This window comes from Bacteroides mediterraneensis (genome assembly GCF_900128455.1).
Lineage (GTDB): Bacteria > Bacteroidota > Bacteroidia > Bacteroidales > Bacteroidaceae > Phocaeicola > Phocaeicola mediterraneensis.
Window position 1 is genome coordinate 3,229,914 of sequence record NZ_LT635783.1, and the last position, 19,678, is coordinate 3,249,591.

The following is a 19,678-nucleotide window of genomic DNA, read 5'->3' on the forward strand; positions in this document are numbered from 1 at the left end:
TTATATCTTCCCTTCCTCTTGTAAAACTGAATGGCTGAAAAGCAGCTCATGCCACCCTTCAGCCATCCTTTATTCCCTGTGATGCAAACGGAAACGCTTATCGGCCACCCTTTCTGAGCTTTCGCAAGACATCCTGCATCTGGAACACCACCTCCGGATGTTCAATGGCCACATTCTGCTGTTCACAAGAATCATCCGATATTTTATAAAGCTGCGGAGATATACTGTTTCCCGACTCTATTTCCGGAACCCATGGCACACCGGCAGGACCGTCATTCGGTTCGATGTATTTCCAGTCCTTCGTCCGCACGGATAAAGTATGGTTATACGACTGCTCCACAACCCATTCTCTTCCATCTGCGTCTTTTCCCAGCAACACATTCAGCTGATTCTCGCTGTCTGGCGCACTCCCTTTCGGAAGTATCGCACCCAACAGTTCTCCCATGGACCTCATCAGGTCAATCTGCGAAACCAGCGCGGCAGAAGTTCCTGCTTTCTGCATACCGGCAGGCCATGATACAATAAAAGGTATTCTGGTTCCCCCCTCAAACGCACTGTACTTATTGCCTCTCAAGCCCCCTGTAGGTGAATGTCCGTTTAAAAGCTCGGCAGCCTTGTCGTCATAGCCGTCGTCACAAACCGGTCCGTTGTCACTCGTCAGGATAATCAGAGTATTGTCCCGCAACTTCAATTCTTCCAGACAGGCAAGCAGCTGGCCTACGCTCCAGTCGAACTGTGCAATCGCATCCCCTCTCAGGCCCATCACATTTTTCCCTCTGAACCGCTCATGTGGAAAACGAGGCACATGTACGTCGTTCGTAGCAAAATACATGAAGAAAGGCTCTTTACTGTGCTGACGGATAAAACCAATGGCATGCGCCGTGATAGAATCAGCAATATTCTCATCCTTCCACAAAGCTTTTCCTCCACCCTTCATATATCCAAATCGTCCGATTCCATTCACTATGGCCTTGTTGTGCTCATGAGTAGGTTGCAGATTATACATCAGTTCCGGATGGTCCACTCCTAACGGCTCACCGGGAAACGGCTTCGTATAACTGACTTCTATCGGATGTGCAGGGTCATAATTCGCCACCTTGCCATTCTCAATGAAGACGCAAGGCACACGGTCGGCCGTAGCAGCCATAATATAAGAATAATCAAAGCCCAAATCTCCCGGATGCATAGGAAGAGGAGCATTCCAGTCCTGCTTGCCAGTTTCATGCCCCAACCCCAAATGCCACTTACCGATTACCGAGGTCGCATATCCTTCATTTTTAAACACGTCTGCCAAGGTGTACTGTCCAGGATCTATAATCATGCTGGCATCCCCTGCTGCCACATCGGTACCTTTCTTTCGCCAGGCATACTCCCCAGTAAGAAGCGAATACCTCGACGGGGTACTCGTGGATGCCACCGCATACGCATTTGAAAACAGGATTCCGTTCTGAGCCACACTGTTCACAGCCGGTGTATGTATATTCTTGGCATGATAACACTCCAAATCTCCATAACCTAGGTCATCCGCACAGATAATAATCACATTGGGACGAGAAGGCTTATTGGCGTCGGCTGCCAAAAGGTGAGTCGAAGCTAGTAAAGACAGAAAAGAACCCGCATACAAGAATTTTTCTTTCATTTGCATAGAAACAATAAATGCAAAGCCGTCGGAGAATTTTCTGAGACGACTTTGCATCTGAAAATAATCAAAATCTTATTTCAAAATATCAGGAAATCTTTCGGAAAGGAGGCTTCACCACCTGCGCTTTCAGCTTCCGGCCACGGTTGTCCAAATAGATTTCCGTACCCGGCTTCGCATAGTCTATTTTGACATAACCCATACCGATGCCGATTTTCCGCGTAGGCGACATGGTACCCGACGTTACCTGCCCGATGGTTTCTCCCGCCTCGTTCAGCAAGGCATATCCGTGACGCGGAATCCCTCGGTCAATCATTTCAAATCCCACCAGTTTCCGGCTCACCCCTTCGGCTTTCTGCTTTTCCAGTGCCGCACGGTTAGTAAAGTTCTTTCCATCCACAAACTTCGTAATCCATCCCAACCCGGCTTCCAGCGGAGAAGTCTCGTCGGTAATGTCATTGCCATACAGACAGAAGCCCATCTCCAGACGCAACGTATCGCGGGCACCCAGTCCGATAGGCTTGATGCCGAACTCCTCCCCGGCTTCAAAAATGGCATCCCAGATTTTCAGTGCCACTTCCGGATAGAAATACAGTTCGAAGCCCCCTGCTCCCGTATATCCCGTATTGGAAATAATGACATTCGGAACACCGGCAAATTCTCCCACCTTGAATGTGTAATAAGGAATCGATTTCAAATCTACCGGAGTCAGTTTCTGAAGTGTGTCACAAGCCTTCGGACCTTGCACAGCCAGCTGTGCCATACGGTCGGATGCGTTTTCCAGCTCCGCCCCTACCCGGTTATGGCCCACACACCAGTTCCAGTCTTTCTCGATATTGGCCGCATTGACCACCAGCATGTATTTTTCGGGCTCGTATGCATACACCAGCAAATCGTCTACAATTCCTCCCGTCTCGTTCGGGAAGCACGTGTACTGCACCTTACCCGGCGTAAGCACCGCCGCATTGTTGGAAGTCACCTCCTGAATGAAATCCAGCGCATGAGGACCTTTCACCCAGAATTCTCCCATGTGCGACACATCGAAGACACCCACCGCATGGCAGACCGTCAAGTGTTCATCAATGATTCCGGAATATTCAATCGGCATGTTATAACCTGCAAATTCATGCATTTTGGCACCGAGTGCAATGTGCTTCTCGGTAAATGGAGTTGTTTTCATAAAGTATATTTTAAGGTTGATGTATAAAGTTGCAGACCTGTGCAGAAACAAGTCCGCAACTTTCAGAATGATTTAACGATATCTTTTGGCGGTCAGCTCTGCAATCTTCACAACCACCATCATGGCCTTCTCGATAGACTGGACAGGCACAAACTCATAACGTCCGTGGAAATTCAGTCCTCCGGCAAAAATATTCGGGCAAGGAAGGCCTTTGAACGAAAGCTGTGCCCCGTCTGTCCCCCCACGAATGGCTTTTACCTTCGGAGCGACCCCTGCTTCCTGCATGGCTGCAAAAGCAATGTCGATAATGTGCATCAACGGTTCTACCTGCTGGCGCATGTTGTAATACTGGTCTTTCAGCTCCACAGATACCGTACCTTCTCCGTACTTCTGGTTCAGCTGTGCGGCATAGTCCAACAAGGCCTGCTTGCGCGCCTCAAACTTCTGACGGTCATGGTCGCGGACAATGTAAGACAACACGGTCTTTTCCACTTCACCTTCCATTCCAATCAGGTGATAGAAACCTTCATATCCTTCCGTCGTACCCGGAGTCTCATTAGCGGGAAGCAAGGAAGCGTATTCAGTGGCCACCAGCAAAGAATTAATCATCTTGTTCTTGGCATATCCCGGATGCACGTTGCGTCCCTTCACCACCACTTTAGCTGCCGCCGCATTGAAGTTCTCGAACTCCAGTTCACCCACTTCGCCGCCGTCCATCGTATAGGCCCATTTCGCACCGAACTTCTCCACGTCGAACTTATGGGCTCCCAGGCCAATTTCCTCATCCGGATTGAAACCGATACGGATATCCCCATGCTCGATTTCCGGATGCGCCTTCAGATAGGCCACCGCCCCTATGATTTCCGCAATTCCGGCTTTGTCGTCGGCTCCCAGCAAAGTATGACCATCGGTCACAATCAAATCTTCGCCCACATGATCCAACAGCTCCGGGAAATTCTTCGGTGACAAAATGATATGTTCTTCTGCACACAACGGAATATCCTGCCCGTCGTATTTCTCCACAATACGTGGCTTCACATTTGCTCCGCTCATGTCGGGGCTGGTGTCCATGTGGGAAATAAAACCGATAACCGGCACCTCATGGTCCACGTTCGAAGGCAATGTGGCAAACAGATAACCGTTTTCATCGAGCGAAATATCTTTCAGTCCCAGTTTCTCCAGTTCTTCCTTCAGATAACGGGCGAACACCATCTGTTTCGGCGTACTTGGCGTTACCCCGGTCGATTCGTCCGACTGTGTATCAAAAGTCACATACTTTAAAAAGCGTTCAATTACTGTCATATACTTCATTATTTACAAATATCTTACTTCTGTAAAAGTAAGAAATACCCGAAAAACGACCAAAATACTTACCATTTTTTATTAGAACACAAGAATGATTTACCTTGCCCCTACAGAAAATCCACCACATCGACAGACTTTTAAGTTAAAATGATAGACCAGTTCCACAATCTCTTAAAACAAGACCAGACAGATTCAGGCGTTTTTTGTAATTTTGCCGCATGAAAAAATACCTACTCATCTGCATTTACTGCCTGTTTGCCATCATGGGGAATGCGCAAGAAACTTTGCAAGCACAAGACAGCCTGCGCATCCAGCAACAGACCGCGAAAGAACTCAAGAAAAAGAAGAAAGCTGAACGCAACTTTCACTATAACATATTGGGGGGGCCTAGCTATACCCCCGACTTCGGTCTGCTGATAGGCGGTAGCGCCCTCATGACATTCCGGATGAACCCGAAAGACACCACCATGCGCCGTTCGGTCATCCCCGCAGCCTTGGCTTTCATGTTCAACGGAGGACTCAATCTGGTGGTGAAGCCGCAACTTTTCTTCCAGAACGACCGGTTCCGCATCTTCGGACAGTTCTCGTTCAAAAACACCCAGGAAAATTTCTATGGTGTAGGCTACAGCACCAACAAGAATTACCTGCGAAGCGACTCCACCAGTCAGTACCGCTACAGCGGTATCCAGATAAACCCATGGTTTCTGTTCCGGCTGGGAGAAAGCGATTTCTTTGCCGGCCCTCAAATTGATATCACCTACGACCATATCATGGACCCGGCCAAATACCTGGTGGAGCAACCCGACTACAAACGGGCAGGAGGAACAGCCGACGGATACAAGAACTTCAGTTCGGGTATCGGTTTCCTGCTGACCTACGACACGCGCGATGTGCCCGCCAATCCCTACAAAGGACTGTATTTCGACCTGAGAGGGCTGATGTATGAAAAATTCCTGGGAAGCAATACCAGCTTTTACCGCGTAGAACTGGACTACCGGCAATACAAGACGGTAGGAAAACGAAAGGTACTGGCCTGGACGGTACAAAGCAAACATTCTTTCGGACATAACCTCCCCTTGAACAAATACGTGCTGAGCGGCACTCCCTTCGACCTGCGAGGATATTACATGGGACAATACCGCGACAAGTCATCGCACGTGGCACTGGCCGAATACCGCCAGATGTTCAACACCGACCAAAGCAACTGGATCAAGAAGGTCATCAACCGGCTGGGCTTCGTGGCGTGGGGCGGATGCGGCTTCATGGGACCTACTCCCGGAAAGATTGAGGGAGTGCTTCCCAATGCCGGACTCGGACTCCGTATCGAGGTGCAACCCCGTATGAACGTACGCCTGGATTTGGGACGTGATTTTACCAACCAGCAGAATCTGTTTTATTTCAACATGACCGAGGCATTCTAAAAAACACCCCGACAAAATACCCCTTGTGTCACAGCATTTTCTCTGTCCCACACTGTGGGATACAAAAACCACACTGTGAAATACATATCCCGCAGTGTGGGATACATATTTCACAGTGTGGTACAGAAAATATGCTTATGCATTTTCCGGAATGTGCAGGGAAGATGCTTGTTTATCTTCCCCACATCCGAAACATATTATCAGAAACAGCTGGAACCGTCGAAACAGTGTGTGCAAATCTTACACTTCGGCAGTCCGATAGCCTCAACCAAAGTCTCCAAGGTGTTGAATTTCAGCGAAGTCAATCCAAAACGGGCACGGATACGTTCCACCAGCTCCTTATACTCCGGAGAATCCGTCGTCGCATATTTGTCCAATTTGGCATTTTCGTCGCCTTCAATCTCCTTGATGATGCGACGGGTAATCAATTCCATGTCGCTCTTGGAAGAAGTGAAACCGATGAAAGGACATCCGTAAATCAACGGCGGACATGCGATACGCATGTGTACTTCCTTGGCTCCGTAGTCATAAAGAATGTTCACATTGTCACGGAGCTGCGTACCGCGTACAATGGAGTCATCACAGAACAACAGACGCTTTCCCTGCAGCATGGTACGGTTTGGAATCAATTTCATCTTGGCCACCAGCGAACGCATGCTCTGGTTGCTCGGCGTAAAGCTTCTGGGCCAAGTCGGAGTATATTTGGCAATGGCCCGGTGATAGGGAACTCCCTTTCCTTCTGCATACCCCAATGCCATTCCTACACCCGAATCAGGGATACCACACACACAATCCACCTCGGAATCATCCTGCTGTCCCATCTTGTATCCACTCATGAAACGCACTTCCTCTACATTTTTCCCTTCATAGCAAGAAACCGGGAAACCGTAGTACACCCACAGGAAGGAACAAATCTGCATCTTTTCGTTTGGTTTGCGAAGCTGTTCAAGGCCGTCGGCCCGCATACGCAAAATCTCCCCCGGACCTACATAACGGTCGATTTCAAAATCCAGGTTCGGAAGACTGCTCGACTCACTGGTTGCCGCGTATGCCCCTTCCTTCTTCCCGATGACAATCGGTGTACGTCCCCATTTGTCACGGGCTACGATAATCCCGTCTTCCGTCAGGACCAACATGGAACAAGAGCCCTTGATTTTTTGGAACACGTTCTCAATGCCTTCCACAAAATCTTTTCCCTGCACGATGAGCAATGCCACCAGTTCCGTAGGATTGGTCTTTCCCATGCTCATTTCAGAGAAATGCATATTGCTGTCCAACAGTTCCTTCACCAGCTCATCCATGTTATTGATTTTTGCCACCGTCACAATCGCAAAACGTCCCAGATGCGAATTGATCATGATGGGCTGAGGATCCGTATCACTGATGACACCGATGCCCGACTTGCCCTTAAACTTCGGAAGCTCATCTTCGAACTTCGTACGAAAGTAAGAACTTTCCAGGTTATGAATCGAACGTATGAAACCTTCGCCTTCCGCGTATGTAGCCATACCGGCGCGTTTCGTTCCTAAATGTGAATTGTAATCCGTACCGTAAAATAAATCGGTCACGCATTCAGCCTTAGAGACTGTTCCGAAAAAGCCACCCATTCTTTATTTTTTATTTAGTTGTTATGATTTTCGGGTGCAAAAGTACGGAAAAAAATGGGAAGTCCTTATGCGTAAAAAACCTTAAACACATTTTTTTACACAAACAATGAACATTTTCCTCTCTTTATTTGTTTCTAACTCCTTTACTGAATCTCCCTTCTCCCAAAGGGAAAGAAGCCATATATTACCAACAAAAGGCTTAACTAAACTAACTTATGTACAAAAAAAGCCACCGCACAACACCGGTGGCTTTTCTTTTTTCATCCGTACAGACACAAAAAAAGTCGGACAAACTTGTCCAACTTTTCCGAGCCTCTTGTCGGATTCGAACCAACGACCCCGAGATTACAAATCACGTGCTCTGGCCAACTGAGCTAAAGAGGCAATCAATATGTCTTTTTTTTTGAGCCTCTTGTCGGATTCGAACCAACGACCCCGAGATTACAAATCACGTGCTCTGGCCAACTGAGCTAAAGAGGCGGGTGGGTAAGCTTACCATATCGCGCCGCTACAACCAACTACCTTTGCTGCGATCAAGCCCTAGAGGATTCGAAGGGAGCTGGCCGTATGGGACTTACCCGTTTTCAATCTGTTTTCGAGCGACACCGTCAAAGTGTTTCTCGATTGCGGGTGCAAAGGTAGGTATTTTTTCCGAATACACAATACCTTCGCGAAAAAAAATGCTCAAAAATGGAAAGATACATGATTTTTCAGTCTTTTATATACCACAGCTCACCGAAAAAGACTACTTTTGTAACCACTAACAAACTTTTTTATATGACAGCAGAAAGACCAATCACCCTACAGGAATATGCCATGCGGTTCGGAACTTACATGGGACTGTTCTGGATTTTCAAATTCATTTTTCTTCCCATCGGTTTTTCCATACCGTTGCTTCAACTACTGTTCATCCTGATGACGCTTTTTGTGCCTGTACTGGGCTATATTTATACCCGCCGCTACCGCAACCAGTACCGTGAAGGCAGCCTTTCCTTTACCCAGGCCTTCAGTTTCTGCTTTCTGATGTATCTCTTTGCTTCCATTCTGGCTGCACTGGCTCATTATGTGTACTTCCGTTTTATCGACCAAGGTTATTTATTAAATACATATCTCAGCCAACTGGATAATATAAAAGATTCCGTCAGTGGCGACATGAAGATTTCTGTAGAGCAACTCATCAGCAGTTTTGAAGTCATTTCATCACTTACCCCTTTGCAACTGACTTTCCAACTGCTTTCGCAAAATTTCTTCTATGGAATCCTATTGTCTGTTCCAACGGCCCTGCTGACCATGAAAAAAAAGAATTAATCGATTAGAAATAAAAATATGGATATATCTGTAGTCGTACCTCTCTATAACGAAGAGGAATCCTTACCCGAATTGTATGCCTGGATTGAACGCGTCATGTACGCCCACCACTTTACGTATGAAGTCATTTTCGTGAACGACGGCAGCACGGATCACTCCTGGCAAGTCATCGAAGAACTCAGCCGGAAGTCAAAAGAAGTGAAAGGCATCAAGTTCCGCCGCAATTACGGAAAATCACCTGCATTGTTCTGCGGATTCGAAAAGGCTGAAGGTGATGTGGTCATCACCATGGATGCAGACTTACAGGACAGCCCGGACGAGATTCCGGAATTGTACCGCATGATTACAGAAGAAGGATACGACTTGGTTTCAGGCTGGAAACAGAAACGCTACGACCCGTTGTCGAAGACCATTCCGACCAAGCTGTTCAATGCAACGGCACGTGCCGTTTCGGGCATACACAACCTGCACGACTTCAACTGCGGACTGAAGGCCTACCGCAAGGACGTGGTGAAGAACATCGAGGTGTACGGCGAAATGCACCGGTATATCCCATATCTGGCCAAAAATGCAGGTTTTACCCGCATTGGAGAAAAAGTGGTACACCATCAGGCACGCAAATACGGAAAGACGAAATTCGGCTTGAACCGCTTTGTAAACGGCTATCTGGACTTGCTGTCGCTCTGGTTCCTCTCCACTTTTGGGGTGAATCCCATGCACATATTCGGCTTTTTGGGCTCCATCATGTTCATGCTGGGATTTATTGCCGTCATCGTCATAGGAGCCAACAAACTATACGACATGTATTGCGGAAACCCTTACCGTCTGGTTACAGAAAGTCCCTACTTCTATCTGGCCTTGACCACCATGATTCTGGGAACCCAGCTTTTCCTGGCCGGGTTCATCGGTGAACTGATTGCACGCAACTCGCCGGAAAGAAACAAATATCAAATCGAGAAAGAACTTTAATGATGAAGAAACTACCGATTGTATTCAGCCTGTTCCTGTTGGCGGTTATTTCCTTCTTCCCGGCCTGCGAAGTGGAAAACTGTCCGCCCAATGCTTTGGCGTATGCACAGTTTAATTTCGTGGACCAATACGGAAAATCGGTGGAATATACAGACACGCTAACTGTTATTGGACAATTACAAACAGCTGACACCCTCATATATGATACGCTGATTAATAAATCAACCAATACCAGTACGCTGAGCCTACCTCTCAGTTATGGGGAGCAGACCCGTTTCATTTTCCAGTACAATAACCGGCAGCGGGACATCATTACGGTCAACCACCGCAACATCCCTTATTTCATCAACCTGGACTGTGGCACCATGATGTTCTACGAGGTTACCAGTGCGGAAGCTACTACCCGTATGCTTGATTCACTCGTCATCACCAACCCGAACATAGACAATTATGAAAAAGAGAATTTCAAGATATATTTCACGATTACTGCTACTAATGAGTAGCCTCCTTTTCTGCGGGTCCTTATGGGCACAGCGGCCGGGAGCCCACAAGGCACAGCCGATACAGATAAAAAAAGAGGAAACGAAAAAAGCAGAACCGACGGAAGATGTACCCCTCTACCAAGGCACAAGCATCGGCGTGGAAATTGCCGGTATCGGGAGCTACCTGCTGGGAAGTGACATTCTGAACAGTGAAGTATCGATACAAGCCAATTTTAAAAACCGCTTTCTGCCCGTGGTGGAAGTGGGATATGGGAAGGCAGACGCCATCAACGATGGCAACGACCTACACTACAAAACCTCAGCGCCTTATTTCCGGGTGGGAATGGATTACAACGTATTTTACAAGAAGCCGCACCTTCCTGGCTACTTGTTCGTGGGACTCCGCTATGGCATGACCTCATTCAGCTACGATGTGAACGGCCCGGACATGAACGACCCGAACTATGGTGGGGAAATCTCCTATCCTTTCTCCTACTCCGGCTTGAAGAGTAATGCCAGTTGGCTGGAGGGTGTGCTTGGGCTCAAGGTAAAAATCTACAAAAGCTTTTGCATGGGTTGGACTGTAAGATACAAAATGAGGATGAACGTAAAAGGCCATGAAAATTCCATTCCATGGTATGTGCCTGGCTTCGGCAAAAATGCAGGAAGCAGTTTCAACCTGACGTATAATCTCATTTATAACTTACCCTTCTGACTTGCATGAATTTAATTGAAACCCTTTTATTATCTGTCAGTCTGGCCATCGACTGTTTCACTGTATCGGTCACCAGTGGAATCATCCTGCACCGTATCCGTTGGGGTACCTTCTTAAGAATGGCTTTTTTCTTCGGGCTTTTCCAGGCGATGATGCCTTTTCTGGGATGGTTAGGAGCCAGCCGTTTCCAGCATCTGATTGAAGCTTACGACCATTGGATTGCTTTTGCCCTGCTGGCCTTTCTAGGAGTCCGGATGATACGGGCCCAGTTCAAAGAGGAAGAAACGGCTTCGTTCAATCCTACCAGCCTGAAGGTAACACTAGCTCTGGCAGTAGCTACCAGCATCGACGCACTGGCTATCGGCATTTCATTTGCCTTTGCCGGACTCACCCAAATAGAAGACTTGGGAATGCCACTGACCAGCATCGGACTGGCCTCTTTCATTCTCTCTCTGGCCGGAAGCCTCATCGGAGTCTTCTTCGGCAAACGTTTCCATCTGCGCGTGGAAATTTTCGGCGGTCTGGTACTGATTGGTATCGGCATCAAGATTTTAATAGAACATTTATTCTTACTATAACTCATGAACAAGAACAAACTGAAATGGCAAGTACCTTTCCTCATCCTGCTCATTGTGGGAACCGTACTGATTCTGAAAAAGCAATCGCCTTATCAGACCGACCAAGGTCTGGTGTTCGGCACCGTTTATAAAATCACTTACCAGTCGTCGGAAAACCTGAAAGACGAGATTGAAAAAGAACTGCAGAAGGTGGACAATTCTTTATCCCCGTTCAATAAGCAGTCGGTCATTACACGTATCAACCAAAACACAGACCTGCATACTGACAGCCTGTTTGTCTACGTGTTCAATCTGGCCAAAGAAGTGTCTAACAATACCGGAAAGGCATACGACGTAACGGTAGCTCCGTTAGTCAATGCTTGGGGATTTGGCTTCAAGCACTCCCAGTTCCCCGACTCGCTGACCATCGACAGCCTGCGCCAGTTTGTGGGTATCGACAAAGTCCAGCTGAATGCAGACGGAGAAGTCGTCAAGTCCGACCCGCGCATGATGCTCGATTTCAGCTCCATTGCCAAAGGATTCGGAGTAGACTGTGTAGCCCGTCTGTTCGACCGGAAGGGTATCAAGAACTATATGATTGACATAGGCGGAGAACTGGTCATGAAAGGACAGAATGCCAAGATGGAGACCTGGCGGATTGGAGTCAACAAACCGATTGACGACTCCTTGTCTGTCAATCAGGAATTACAAACCATACTCGAAATCACCGATGCCGGCATGGCCACATCGGGCAACTACCGTAACTTCTACTACAAAGACGGGAAGAAATATGCACATACCATCGACCCACGTACAGGCTATCCCGTACAACACAACATTCTTTCCTCCACCGTCATTGCCAAGAACTGTGCTACAGCCGATGCCTACGCTACAGCTTTCATGGTACTAGGATTGGATTCTGCCAAAGCAGTCTGCAACGCTCATCCCGAATTGGATGCCTATTTCATCTATACGGACAGGAACGGAAAATTACAGACTTATTCCACAGAAGGCATGAAGAAATACATGCGGAATTAAAAACTGGGAAGTACTCCACAAAAATGCCGGAACGCAGCCTATCGCACGTTCCGGCATTTTTGTGGATAAAAAGACGAATCTTAAGTCTCACTTTCTTATCCCAATACATTTCCCAGATAAAGGAAGAACATCCCAATCAGTACCAAAATCAAATCGACCACCTTGCTCTTCAGGTTCTTCTCCCGGAAAATCATGGCCCCAAACAGGAAAGAAACAATCACGCTTCCCCGTCGTACCATGGATACAATGGAAATCATGGCTCCATCCATCCCCAAGGCATAGAAATACACGAAATCAGCGGCCGACAAGAAAACAGAAATCAGAATGATGCACCAGTCCCAGTGGAACGGTGTACTGTGCTTCCGCTTGGGCCACCATAAGAACATCAATACTCCTCCCATCAGGAAAAGCTGATAAACATTGTACCATGCCTGCACCACCATGTTGTTGAAACGTCCCATCAGGTATTTGTCATACAATCCGCTCACCGCTCCCAACACAGCAGCCAGTACCACAAACCAAATCCACTTGTCGTGCTTGAAGTCAATGCCTTCCTTCTTTCCCGAACGGCTCAACATGAAGAACGAGATAATGGCCATCAACACCCCAATCCACTGGTACACATTCAGGCGCTCGCCGAATATCAGCAAGGCCCCCACCAGCGTCATGACCGGACGGGTCGCATTAATCGGCCCCACGATGGTCAACGGCAAATGCTTCATGCCAAAATAACCGAACGTCCACGAAGAAAGCACGATAAACGATTTCAGCAGAATGAACTTATGTACCTCCCAGTCTGCCGAAGGCACATAAAAAAGCGTATCCTTCAAAGTTTCCGGATGAAAGTGTGAAATCAAAATAAACGGCAGGAAAATCAGACTCGAAAAAAGCGTATTCAGTCCCAGCACCGGGAGCACCGCATTGTTTGCCAACGATTTTTTCTTGAAGACATCATAAAAGCCCAGCAACGCCGCTGAGCAAAAAGCCAGTAATAACCACATGTTCTTTACATTAATTCGAATTACAGCCTGCAAAATTAGACAATAAAGCCGTGACCCGCAAGTTTCACCGGCAGAACCTTCCCTTCTTTTTCAAAAAGTCTTCCTGTAACCGGCTCAACCGTTCTTTCCGGACAAGTCTGCACGCCGTGCAGGGAACGAAATACGGAATCGTGTCAATCCATCCGGATATGTCCGCAAAGAGAACGTACACCCATGACGGGTCAGCACTTCGCGGATAAAAATCAGTCCGATTCCTTGTCCGTGGGGCTTGGTAGAAAAGAACGGGCTGAACAGTTTCGTTTCCACCTCCTTGGAGATGCCTTTCCCCGTATCAGCTATTTCAAGCATGACTGGAGACACCGACGTACGAATGAAAATATCACCCCCCTGTCCGATACTTTCTGCCGCATTCTTGATGATGTTCACCAGCACTTGCTCAAATAAAGCCGTATCCATCCATACCTTCGGGTTTTCAGCACACAGCTCATTGTGCAACGTAATCTGCCGCTCCCGGCAGATGGTTTCCATAAACATCCTGCACGCGGTCACCCTGTCGTTCAATCGCACTTGTTCCAAACTCGGTTCCGGAATTTTCACCACATTGGCAAAATTGGTGATGAAACGGCTCATCCCCAGACAACGTTCCACACAAACCTGCATGACCTCCCGTAAATCGCCCGTTTCTTCTTCCAGCGTTTCCAGTGCATCTCCTACCGTCTCCAAAGTTGAGGTTATGCCTGCCGTGGTATTGTTCACCTCATGGGCAATCATCCGAATCACTTTTTCGTAAGCCTTTTTCTCTGCCTTGACCACCTCGGTCGTCAAACTCTCTATCAGCACAAAGGGATGAGCAAATCCACGGTCTACAAACGAAAGCCGGGAACAACGGTAGATTTTGGCATCACTCAAACGAATCGTATCGGTCGTATCCTTAGGCAAACGTGACACTTCCTCAGCCAGAGGCGTATCCAGTTCCTCCAACCGCTTCCCCATCAGTTCCTCGGCTGAAGTATACCCCAAAAACCGCAAAGCCGCAGTATTCAGCATGGATATCTGCTCATCAAAAGTCAGAATAATCACCCCCATAGGCGACACATTAATGAGCAAGTCCAAAAAGTGGTTCTGCTCCCGCAAGCGCAGGCGTTCATTCTTCAACTGGTCCATCATCCGGTTGAACATCTCCACGATACGGTCGGCTTCGGCCTGTCCCACCGGCGCAAGCCGGCTGCTGAAATCCTGTTCACGCAGCAAGTCCATCCCACTCGCAATACTGTTGAGCGGTTTAATCACCTTCCAGTAAAAATAAAACAAGATAACCAGACTGAAAGAAATCACTCCTTCTCCTACATACAAAAACGGACTCTTCGTACTTAAGGTGAAAGACAATAAGATTCCCCAGGCCAGAGCCAACAGCAAACCCAACAGAAAAAACAACGTGCTCAACCTCATCACTCTTCCGATTAATCGTTAAACGAAATACCATATTTTTCCAACCGGCGATACAAAGCCGACCGACTGATACCCAACGAAAGAGCGACCTGCGTCAGATTATTGTCATGAGCCTCCAATGCCTGAAGAATGGTACGCTTTTCCAATTCCTCAAGTGTAAGTCCTTTTACCTCCGCCATAGAATCTGTGGGAACAGCAGCCGGACGGTACTGTGACTGAAAGTCGGCTGCCGTCAGACAGTCTTTTCCACACACCAGCAACGTACGCTCCACCAGATTCTTCAGTTCACGAATATTCCCGGGGTAAGGCAAACGACTCAAAAATGCCAACGCATCCCCCGAGAGTTCCACTTGCGGCAATCCGTCGGCCCGGCAACGGCTTTCCACAAAATGACGGGCCAGCAGAGGAATGTCCTCCCGCCGCTCACGCAAAGCCGGAAGATGCACCGTAATCAGGTTGATGCGATAAAATAAATCCTCCCGAAACGTATGTTCACGCACCATCTGCTCCAGATTGGCATTGGTGGCACAGACCACCCGTACATCCACCTTCCGCGGACGGCTCTCCCCCAACGGTTCAAACGTCTGCTCCTGCAACACCCGAAGCAGCTTAACCTGACACGACAAGTCCAGTTCACCGATTTCGTCCAAGAAAATCGTCCCTTTATCCGCCAGTTCGAAACGTCCTTTCCGGTCGGTCACCGCATCAGTAAACGCCCCTTTCTTGTGTCCGAACATCTCACTTTCAAACAAAGTCTGCGAAATTCCTCCCAGATTGACCTTGACAAAAGGCTGGTTCCTGCGCGGACTGTTCAAGTGTATCGCCTCGGCAATCAATTCTTTTCCTGTACCACTTTCCCCCGTCACCAGTACCGAAGCACTTGTTCGGGATACCCTCTTCACCGTCGCCAACACCGCTTCCAAGGCCTTGCTCTTCCCAATGATATGACTGCGGTCGAAATCCTCTGCTTCTGTGACCGAGACACCGGCAGTTTCCTCTTTTGCCGTCAGTTCCAACGCCGTTTCAATACGCTGCATCAACGCCGCATTGTTCCACGGTTTGGTAATGAAATCAAAGGCACCGGCCCGCATTCCTTGTACAGCCAGAGGAATACTTCCCCAAGCCGTCATCAGAATAACAGGTACATCCGGACAAAACAGTTTGACCTGCTTCAACAAAAGCAGGCCTTCCGCCCCGTCGGTAGAAAGACTGAAATTCATGTCCATCAATATCAACTGCGGAGTAATGGAACGTACTGCTTCCATCGCCTCTTTAGGCCCAAGTACCGCTAGTACCTCATATTTCGCCCGTTTAAGCATAAAACTGAGCGACGAACGAATGGCACTATCATCATCTATTATTAGTATCATAACACGACAAAAGTAAATATAATTTCACAAAAGAAACGGGTCAATGCCTGACTATCTTCTCAAAATCGGCCTCAATCCCTGTACCTGCCGCAAAATCCCACAGTGTGAGACTGCGCAACTGGTAATAATAGTACCAGTAATAAAACAGCTCATTGATATGCTTGCGGCGTGCCTCATCCTTCTGACTCTGCGAATCGTTCAAGTCGAGTGTAGAAATCTTGCCGACCAGAAAAGTCTCCACGTTCGTATGATAGCGTTTACGGGCAATCTTATCGGCCTCATCCGCCAAATGGAGCTGTGTCTGCTGGTTGTTGAACTGCTCCACCAGCACAAACAGATTCTGATTGAAATTCATGGATTCCTGCCGCAATTTGCTTTCCGTCACTTCCCGGTTGCTCTGTGCCACTTTTACCTGCCCGCGACGTTTGCCCCAGTCCAAAATCGGAATCTTGAAACCAATCTCCACTACCTGGTTGTCTTTTAACCGACGATAAGCCGTGTCAAAACGTCGGTCGGTTCCCGTAAATCCGACCTGAGCGAACAGCGTAATCTCCCGCATATTTCCCTTGGCCTTAGCCACCTCATAGTCGGCCTCCAGCTGTCTGCGACGGATATTCTGAGCGAATGAATTGTTGGCCAGCGCCTTGGAAAGAACATCTGCATAATCCAACCGGACTTCAGGCACAGAATCCGGCACCTCCGGTACCAGTTCTTCATGCTCCCCCAAAGCCAGAAAAGAACGTAAGGTAAACATGTGACTCTTCAAGGCACTCTCGTTGGAAGTCAGCGAGGAACGGGCATCCAGCACATTCAACTGCAACTGCAACACATCATTTTCACTAATCTGTCCCATCCGACGCTTGGCTTTAGCTACCTCATACAATTTCTCTGCATTTTCCAGATTCTGTCTGGCAATAGCCACATTTTCACGAGCCAGTAACAGATTGAAAAAATAATTGATGGTGGTCATCGTCACCTCTTCCGTTGCACTTAAGAATGCCGCCTTGGCCTCCGCATAACGCACCGGTTCAATCCGACGGTCCCATTTGGTCTGATTCACCCCAAAGACAGGCTGGTTCAAGGTCAAAGCCAACGGAACCGACATAAAGCGGTTACCCGAACTGCCATCCATCTGCCGCAGAAAATCAAGAGAGGTATTCAACGACAACGTACCTCCCGTGAACCAGATATTCTGGTCAATGGAAAGCTGTCCATTCATCTGCATGTAGTTGTTCCGCACATAGGTATAGGAACCGTCATTCTGCTGGTACGAATTATACGCCTTGTGGTAAGAAGGGAGAATGGCCGTAAAATTCACCTCCGGCAACAATTCCGCACGATAAGTACGATACTCCCAATACGCCGTTTTCAGCTCGTTTAAAGCCACGGCCGCATCCACACTCTGTACCCGTGCCAGCATAATGGCCTCGTCCAGCGTCAATACATGTGTTTTTCTCATCGGCTCCACAGCCCCTCCTTTACAGAAAAGGAAAAAAGAAAATAAAATCCATACACTCCGTTTCATACTCATCCACTCATTTATCGTATCACATCCGTTCCTCACCTCAATTTTTCCAACCAGCCATCCGCCTTATCCTACCTGGCGGCCATCAAAGAAGCGTACGATACGTGAGGTCTGTTTAGCCTGCTCTTCATTATGAGTCACCATCACCACCGTACGCCCGTCTTCCTGGTTCAGCTTGTGCAGCAGCTCCATAATCTCCGCTCCCATCTTGGAATCCAAGTTACCGGTCGGTTCGTCGGCCAGCACGATTTCCGGATTTCCCACAATAGCCCGGGCAATGGCCACACGCTGGCATTGTCCTCCGGAAAGCTGCGACGGCATGTGATGCATACGATGACTCAGCCCCACCTTCTGCAACACTTCCTCAGCCCGTTGCCGGCGTTCTTTCGCAGAAACATCGCGATAAAGTAAAGGTACCTCCACATTATCCAGCACATTCAAGGAATTAATCAGGTGGAACGACTGGAACACGAATCCCAAGTTCCAGTTACGGAAAGCAGCCAGTTCCTTGTCTTTCATTCCCTCCACTTTCACTCCCGCAATCTGGATGGTACCGCTGGTAGGCGCATCCAGCAATCCCATGATGTTCAGCAAAGTAGATTTTCCACATCCTGAAGGTCCCATAATGCTGAGGAATTCTCCTTTTTCTACCGTCAGGTTCACATTTTCCAATGCCTGTGTCTCTATCTCATTGGTCCGGTAAATCTTATTGATTCCGGTTAATTCTATCATATTCATACGCATCTTGTTTAAAAGTTTATCATTGCATCTGTATTCAGACGAATTGTTTCACGTGCTTTTTATTCATCCCGCAAGGCTTCCGTGGGCGAGATGGCGCTTATCCGGCGAGCCGGGATATAAATACCTGCCCATACTACCAGCAGCAGCACCACATACACCGCCAGTGAGACAAGGAAAAAGTGCAGTCCAAAATTGTCCACCCAACTGGGAATCACCGCCGGCATCCAGGAATTTCCCTTATTCAGCCCTTCACTAAACGCATATTGCAGATAAATAAAACAGCCTATGAAAGTAGCCAGCGTGGTCAGTACCGTACCTTCTCCCAAGAGCATCAGACGAATACGATGCGGTGTCGCTCCATAAGAAAGCATCACCCCCACCTCTTCCCGACGGGTACGGGTCTGCATCCAGAAAGTACCAATCACCCCCAGACAGAGATTGATTAGGAAAAACAGTGCAATGCTCAAGTTACGACGATAAAGTGCTGTCGAATCACTGAATTCACGAGCCGCATTGATTTCATCGTACGACTGCAATTCACGAGCATAAAGATTTCCGGCACGTAGCTGTCGAAGCATCCAAGGGCGGAAATCGTGCAAGAAACGCTCCATGCTGACTCCCTCTTTCAAACGAATGACCATCCTCATATCGTCCAGATTGGAACGTATATCCGGATGCTGCTGCGGCATGAACACAATCGGTACTGGACGCCAGTCACTCAGATACTTGCATGCTTTCACCGTCCCCTTCACTGCCGTATAAAACGTGTCTGTACCATTCACCTCCCAGTAACGCTGGTTCCGATACGTATGTGTATGAAACATTTCTTCCAGCAAATCTTCCGTCATGATATAATAGTACCCATTGTCCAGCTCCGACAGCTGAACCGCACTCATACTCCCCTCCCCAGATTGGAAACCGTAGGTTTCAAAGAAATGGGTATGAGGTAAAAATTCGATATAGAGAGCCGAATGAACTACCGAATCACCTTCTGCTACAAAGTCGGAAGTCCCACTTCCCATCGCACCCGGATATACAAAAGAAAGTACCGGAGCGGCCTGTTCCACCCCAGGATACTGCCGGGCACGGTCTACCAGATTCAAATACGCCTGCATCAACGAAGCCGAATCGGTCGCTTGCGGCTCATACCCAGGAGCCTCCGGAGGAAGCATAGCCACAGACACCATACACAGGCGGTCTGCATCGTATCCCAACGGAAGATGTCGCTCATAAGTCACTACCATCACGGGGTCGAAAATGGCCCAGGAAAGAATGGCCACCAATATCAGTTCAGCCAGTAACCATCCGTTACGACGGCGACGGCTCCAAAGATTTTTCAAAATCAGTTTCCACATATCCACAAACTATTTT

17 protein-coding genes and 2 tRNA genes are annotated in these 19,678 nt (G+C 48.1%); 7 read left to right on the forward strand and 12 right to left on the reverse strand.

Going from position 1 to position 19,678, the window contains the following annotated elements; all coding sequences use genetic code 11:
• Nucleotides 1-97 precede the first annotated feature (97 nt).
• The 3 genes from BQ7480_RS13795 to pepT all read right to left on the reverse strand — a co-directional run bounded on the left by BQ7480_RS13795 (nucleotide 98) and on the right by pepT (nucleotide 4,121).
• Complete coding sequence (locus BQ7480_RS13795; protein WP_072543323.1) at nucleotides 98-1,639, reverse strand: sulfatase-like hydrolase/transferase; 1,542 nt, start codon at nucleotides 1,637-1,639, stop codon at nucleotides 98-100.
• Between the two features lie 88 nt (nucleotides 1,640-1,727).
• Nucleotides 1,728-2,819, reverse strand: a complete 1,092-nt coding sequence (gene gcvT / locus BQ7480_RS13800) for a glycine cleavage system aminomethyltransferase GcvT (RefSeq protein WP_072543324.1) — start codon at nucleotides 2,817-2,819, stop codon at nucleotides 1,728-1,730.
• 72 nt (nucleotides 2,820-2,891) lie between these two features.
• Complete coding sequence (gene pepT, locus BQ7480_RS13805) at nucleotides 2,892-4,121, reverse strand: peptidase T (protein WP_072544048.1); 1,230 nt, start codon at nucleotides 4,119-4,121, stop codon at nucleotides 2,892-2,894.
• A 266-nt stretch (nucleotides 4,122-4,387) separates the two neighbouring features.
• Between pepT and BQ7480_RS13810 the strand changes: the two genes are divergently transcribed.
• Nucleotides 4,388-5,545 (forward strand): BamA/TamA family outer membrane protein, encoded by a 1,158-nt coding sequence (locus tag BQ7480_RS13810; protein ID WP_394332658.1) that lies wholly within the window; start codon nucleotides 4,388-4,390, stop codon nucleotides 5,543-5,545.
• Between the two features lie 200 nt (nucleotides 5,546-5,745).
• Here BQ7480_RS13810 and BQ7480_RS13815 read toward each other — a convergent pair whose 3' ends face one another.
• From BQ7480_RS13815 to BQ7480_RS13825, 3 genes are all read right to left on the reverse strand, one after another.
• The gene (locus BQ7480_RS13815) at nucleotides 5,746-7,152 is read right to left on the reverse strand and encodes an amidophosphoribosyltransferase (protein WP_072543325.1); all 1,407 of its coding nucleotides are present in this window, start codon (nucleotides 7,150-7,152) and stop codon (nucleotides 5,746-5,748) included.
• A gap of 310 nt (nucleotides 7,153-7,462) precedes the next feature.
• A tRNA-Thr gene (locus BQ7480_RS13820) sits at nucleotides 7,463-7,536 on the reverse strand.
• A 22-nt stretch (nucleotides 7,537-7,558) separates the two neighbouring features.
• A tRNA-Thr gene (locus BQ7480_RS13825) sits at nucleotides 7,559-7,632 on the reverse strand.
• A 297-nt stretch (nucleotides 7,633-7,929) separates the two neighbouring features.
• On the opposite strand from BQ7480_RS13825, the gene BQ7480_RS13835 reads away from it, so the two are divergent.
• The 6 genes from BQ7480_RS13835 to BQ7480_RS13860 are packed head-to-tail and all read left to right on the forward strand — an operon-like array spanning nucleotide 7,930 to nucleotide 12,221.
• Nucleotides 7,930-8,460 carry a DUF4199 domain-containing protein gene (locus BQ7480_RS13835; RefSeq protein ID WP_072543326.1) on the forward strand — a complete coding sequence of 177 codons (531 nt, stop codon included), beginning with the start codon at nucleotides 7,930-7,932 and terminating at the stop codon, nucleotides 8,458-8,460.
• Between the two features lie 18 nt (nucleotides 8,461-8,478).
• Complete coding sequence (locus tag BQ7480_RS13840) at nucleotides 8,479-9,429, forward strand: glycosyltransferase family 2 protein (protein ID WP_072543327.1); 951 nt, start codon at nucleotides 8,479-8,481, stop codon at nucleotides 9,427-9,429.
• Nucleotides 9,429-9,932 (forward strand): DUF6452 family protein, encoded by a 504-nt coding sequence (locus BQ7480_RS13845; RefSeq protein ID WP_235816692.1) that lies wholly within the window; start codon nucleotides 9,429-9,431, stop codon nucleotides 9,930-9,932. Before BQ7480_RS13840 ends, BQ7480_RS13845 begins: the two co-directional genes overlap by 1 nt.
• Nucleotides 9,880-10,626, forward strand: a complete 747-nt coding sequence (locus BQ7480_RS13850; RefSeq protein WP_072543329.1) for a DUF6048 family protein — start codon at nucleotides 9,880-9,882, stop codon at nucleotides 10,624-10,626. Before BQ7480_RS13845 ends, BQ7480_RS13850 begins: the two co-directional genes overlap by 53 nt.
• Before the next feature lie 5 nt (nucleotides 10,627-10,631).
• On the forward strand, nucleotides 10,632-11,204 hold the full coding sequence (locus BQ7480_RS13855; RefSeq protein WP_072543330.1) for a manganese efflux pump MntP: 573 nt from the start codon (nucleotides 10,632-10,634) through the stop codon (nucleotides 11,202-11,204).
• 3 nt (nucleotides 11,205-11,207) lie between these two features.
• Nucleotides 11,208-12,221 carry an FAD:protein FMN transferase gene (locus BQ7480_RS13860; protein WP_072543331.1) on the forward strand — a complete coding sequence of 338 codons (1,014 nt, stop codon included), beginning with the start codon at nucleotides 11,208-11,210 and terminating at the stop codon, nucleotides 12,219-12,221.
• 95 nt (nucleotides 12,222-12,316) lie between these two features.
• On the opposite strand, the gene BQ7480_RS13865 is transcribed toward BQ7480_RS13860, so the two are convergent.
• From BQ7480_RS13865 to BQ7480_RS13890, 6 genes are all read right to left on the reverse strand, one after another.
• Complete coding sequence (locus BQ7480_RS13865) at nucleotides 12,317-13,222, reverse strand: DMT family transporter (protein ID WP_072543332.1); 906 nt, start codon at nucleotides 13,220-13,222, stop codon at nucleotides 12,317-12,319.
• 114 nt (nucleotides 13,223-13,336) lie between these two features.
• Nucleotides 13,337-14,671, reverse strand: coding sequence for a sensor histidine kinase (locus BQ7480_RS13870; protein WP_072543333.1), 1,335 nt, complete (start codon nucleotides 14,669-14,671; stop codon nucleotides 13,337-13,339).
• Between the two features lie 11 nt (nucleotides 14,672-14,682).
• Complete coding sequence (locus tag BQ7480_RS13875) at nucleotides 14,683-16,041, reverse strand: sigma-54-dependent transcriptional regulator (protein WP_072543334.1); 1,359 nt, start codon at nucleotides 16,039-16,041, stop codon at nucleotides 14,683-14,685.
• 40 nt (nucleotides 16,042-16,081) lie between these two features.
• Nucleotides 16,082-17,566: a TolC family protein gene (locus tag BQ7480_RS13880; protein WP_072544050.1), complete on the reverse strand. Its 1,485-nt coding sequence runs from the start codon at nucleotides 17,564-17,566 to the stop codon at nucleotides 16,082-16,084.
• 66 nt (nucleotides 17,567-17,632) lie between these two features.
• A complete protein-coding gene (locus BQ7480_RS13885; protein WP_072544051.1) occupies nucleotides 17,633-18,298 on the reverse strand; it encodes an ABC transporter ATP-binding protein in 666 nt (221 codons plus the stop codon).
• 68 nt (nucleotides 18,299-18,366) lie between these two features.
• Entirely contained in the window at nucleotides 18,367-19,662 is a 1,296-nt protein-coding gene (locus tag BQ7480_RS13890) for an ABC transporter permease (RefSeq protein WP_072543335.1), read from the reverse strand.
• Nucleotides 19,663-19,678: the final 16 nt, after the last annotated feature.

What these genes read in the sequence shown, in the direction of transcription:
- BQ7480_RS13885 (WP_072544051.1), bottom strand. Translation starts at nt 18,298, where the DNA reads ATGATAGAATTAACCGGAATCAATAAGATTTACCGGACCAATGAGATA.
- pepT (WP_072544048.1), bottom strand. Translation starts at nt 4,121, where the DNA reads ATGACAGTAATTGAACGCTTTTTAAAGTATGTGACTTTTGATACACAG.
- BQ7480_RS13810 (WP_394332658.1), top strand. Translation starts at nt 4,388, where the DNA reads ATGGGGAATGCGCAAGAAACTTTGCAAGCACAAGACAGCCTGCGCATC.
- gcvT (WP_072543324.1), bottom strand. Translation starts at nt 2,819, where the DNA reads ATGAAAACAACTCCATTTACCGAGAAGCACATTGCACTCGGTGCCAAA.
- BQ7480_RS13890 (WP_072543335.1), bottom strand. Translation starts at nt 19,662, where the DNA reads ATGTGGAAACTGATTTTGAAAAATCTTTGGAGCCGTCGCCGTCGTAAC.
- BQ7480_RS13875 (WP_072543334.1), bottom strand. Translation starts at nt 16,041, where the DNA reads ATGATACTAATAATAGATGATGATAGTGCCATTCGTTCGTCGCTCAGT.
- BQ7480_RS13880 (WP_072544050.1), bottom strand. Translation starts at nt 17,566, where the DNA reads ATGAAACGGAGTGTATGGATTTTATTTTCTTTTTTCCTTTTCTGTAAA.
- BQ7480_RS13795 (WP_072543323.1), bottom strand. Translation starts at nt 1,639, where the DNA reads ATGAAAGAAAAATTCTTGTATGCGGGTTCTTTTCTGTCTTTACTAGCT.
- BQ7480_RS13870 (WP_072543333.1), bottom strand. Translation starts at nt 14,671, where the DNA reads ATGAGGTTGAGCACGTTGTTTTTTCTGTTGGGTTTGCTGTTGGCTCTG.
- BQ7480_RS13815 (WP_072543325.1), bottom strand. Translation starts at nt 7,152, where the DNA reads ATGGGTGGCTTTTTCGGAACAGTCTCTAAGGCTGAATGCGTGACCGAT.
- BQ7480_RS13855 (WP_072543330.1), top strand. Translation starts at nt 10,632, where the DNA reads ATGAATTTAATTGAAACCCTTTTATTATCTGTCAGTCTGGCCATCGAC.
- BQ7480_RS13840 (WP_072543327.1), top strand. Translation starts at nt 8,479, where the DNA reads ATGGATATATCTGTAGTCGTACCTCTCTATAACGAAGAGGAATCCTTA.
- BQ7480_RS13835 (WP_072543326.1), top strand. Translation starts at nt 7,930, where the DNA reads ATGACAGCAGAAAGACCAATCACCCTACAGGAATATGCCATGCGGTTC.
- BQ7480_RS13865 (WP_072543332.1), bottom strand. Translation starts at nt 13,222, where the DNA reads ATGTGGTTATTACTGGCTTTTTGCTCAGCGGCGTTGCTGGGCTTTTAT.
- BQ7480_RS13860 (WP_072543331.1), top strand. Translation starts at nt 11,208, where the DNA reads ATGAACAAGAACAAACTGAAATGGCAAGTACCTTTCCTCATCCTGCTC.
- BQ7480_RS13850 (WP_072543329.1), top strand. Translation starts at nt 9,880, where the DNA reads ATGAAAAAGAGAATTTCAAGATATATTTCACGATTACTGCTACTAATG.
- BQ7480_RS13845 (WP_235816692.1), top strand. Translation starts at nt 9,429, where the DNA reads ATGATGAAGAAACTACCGATTGTATTCAGCCTGTTCCTGTTGGCGGTT.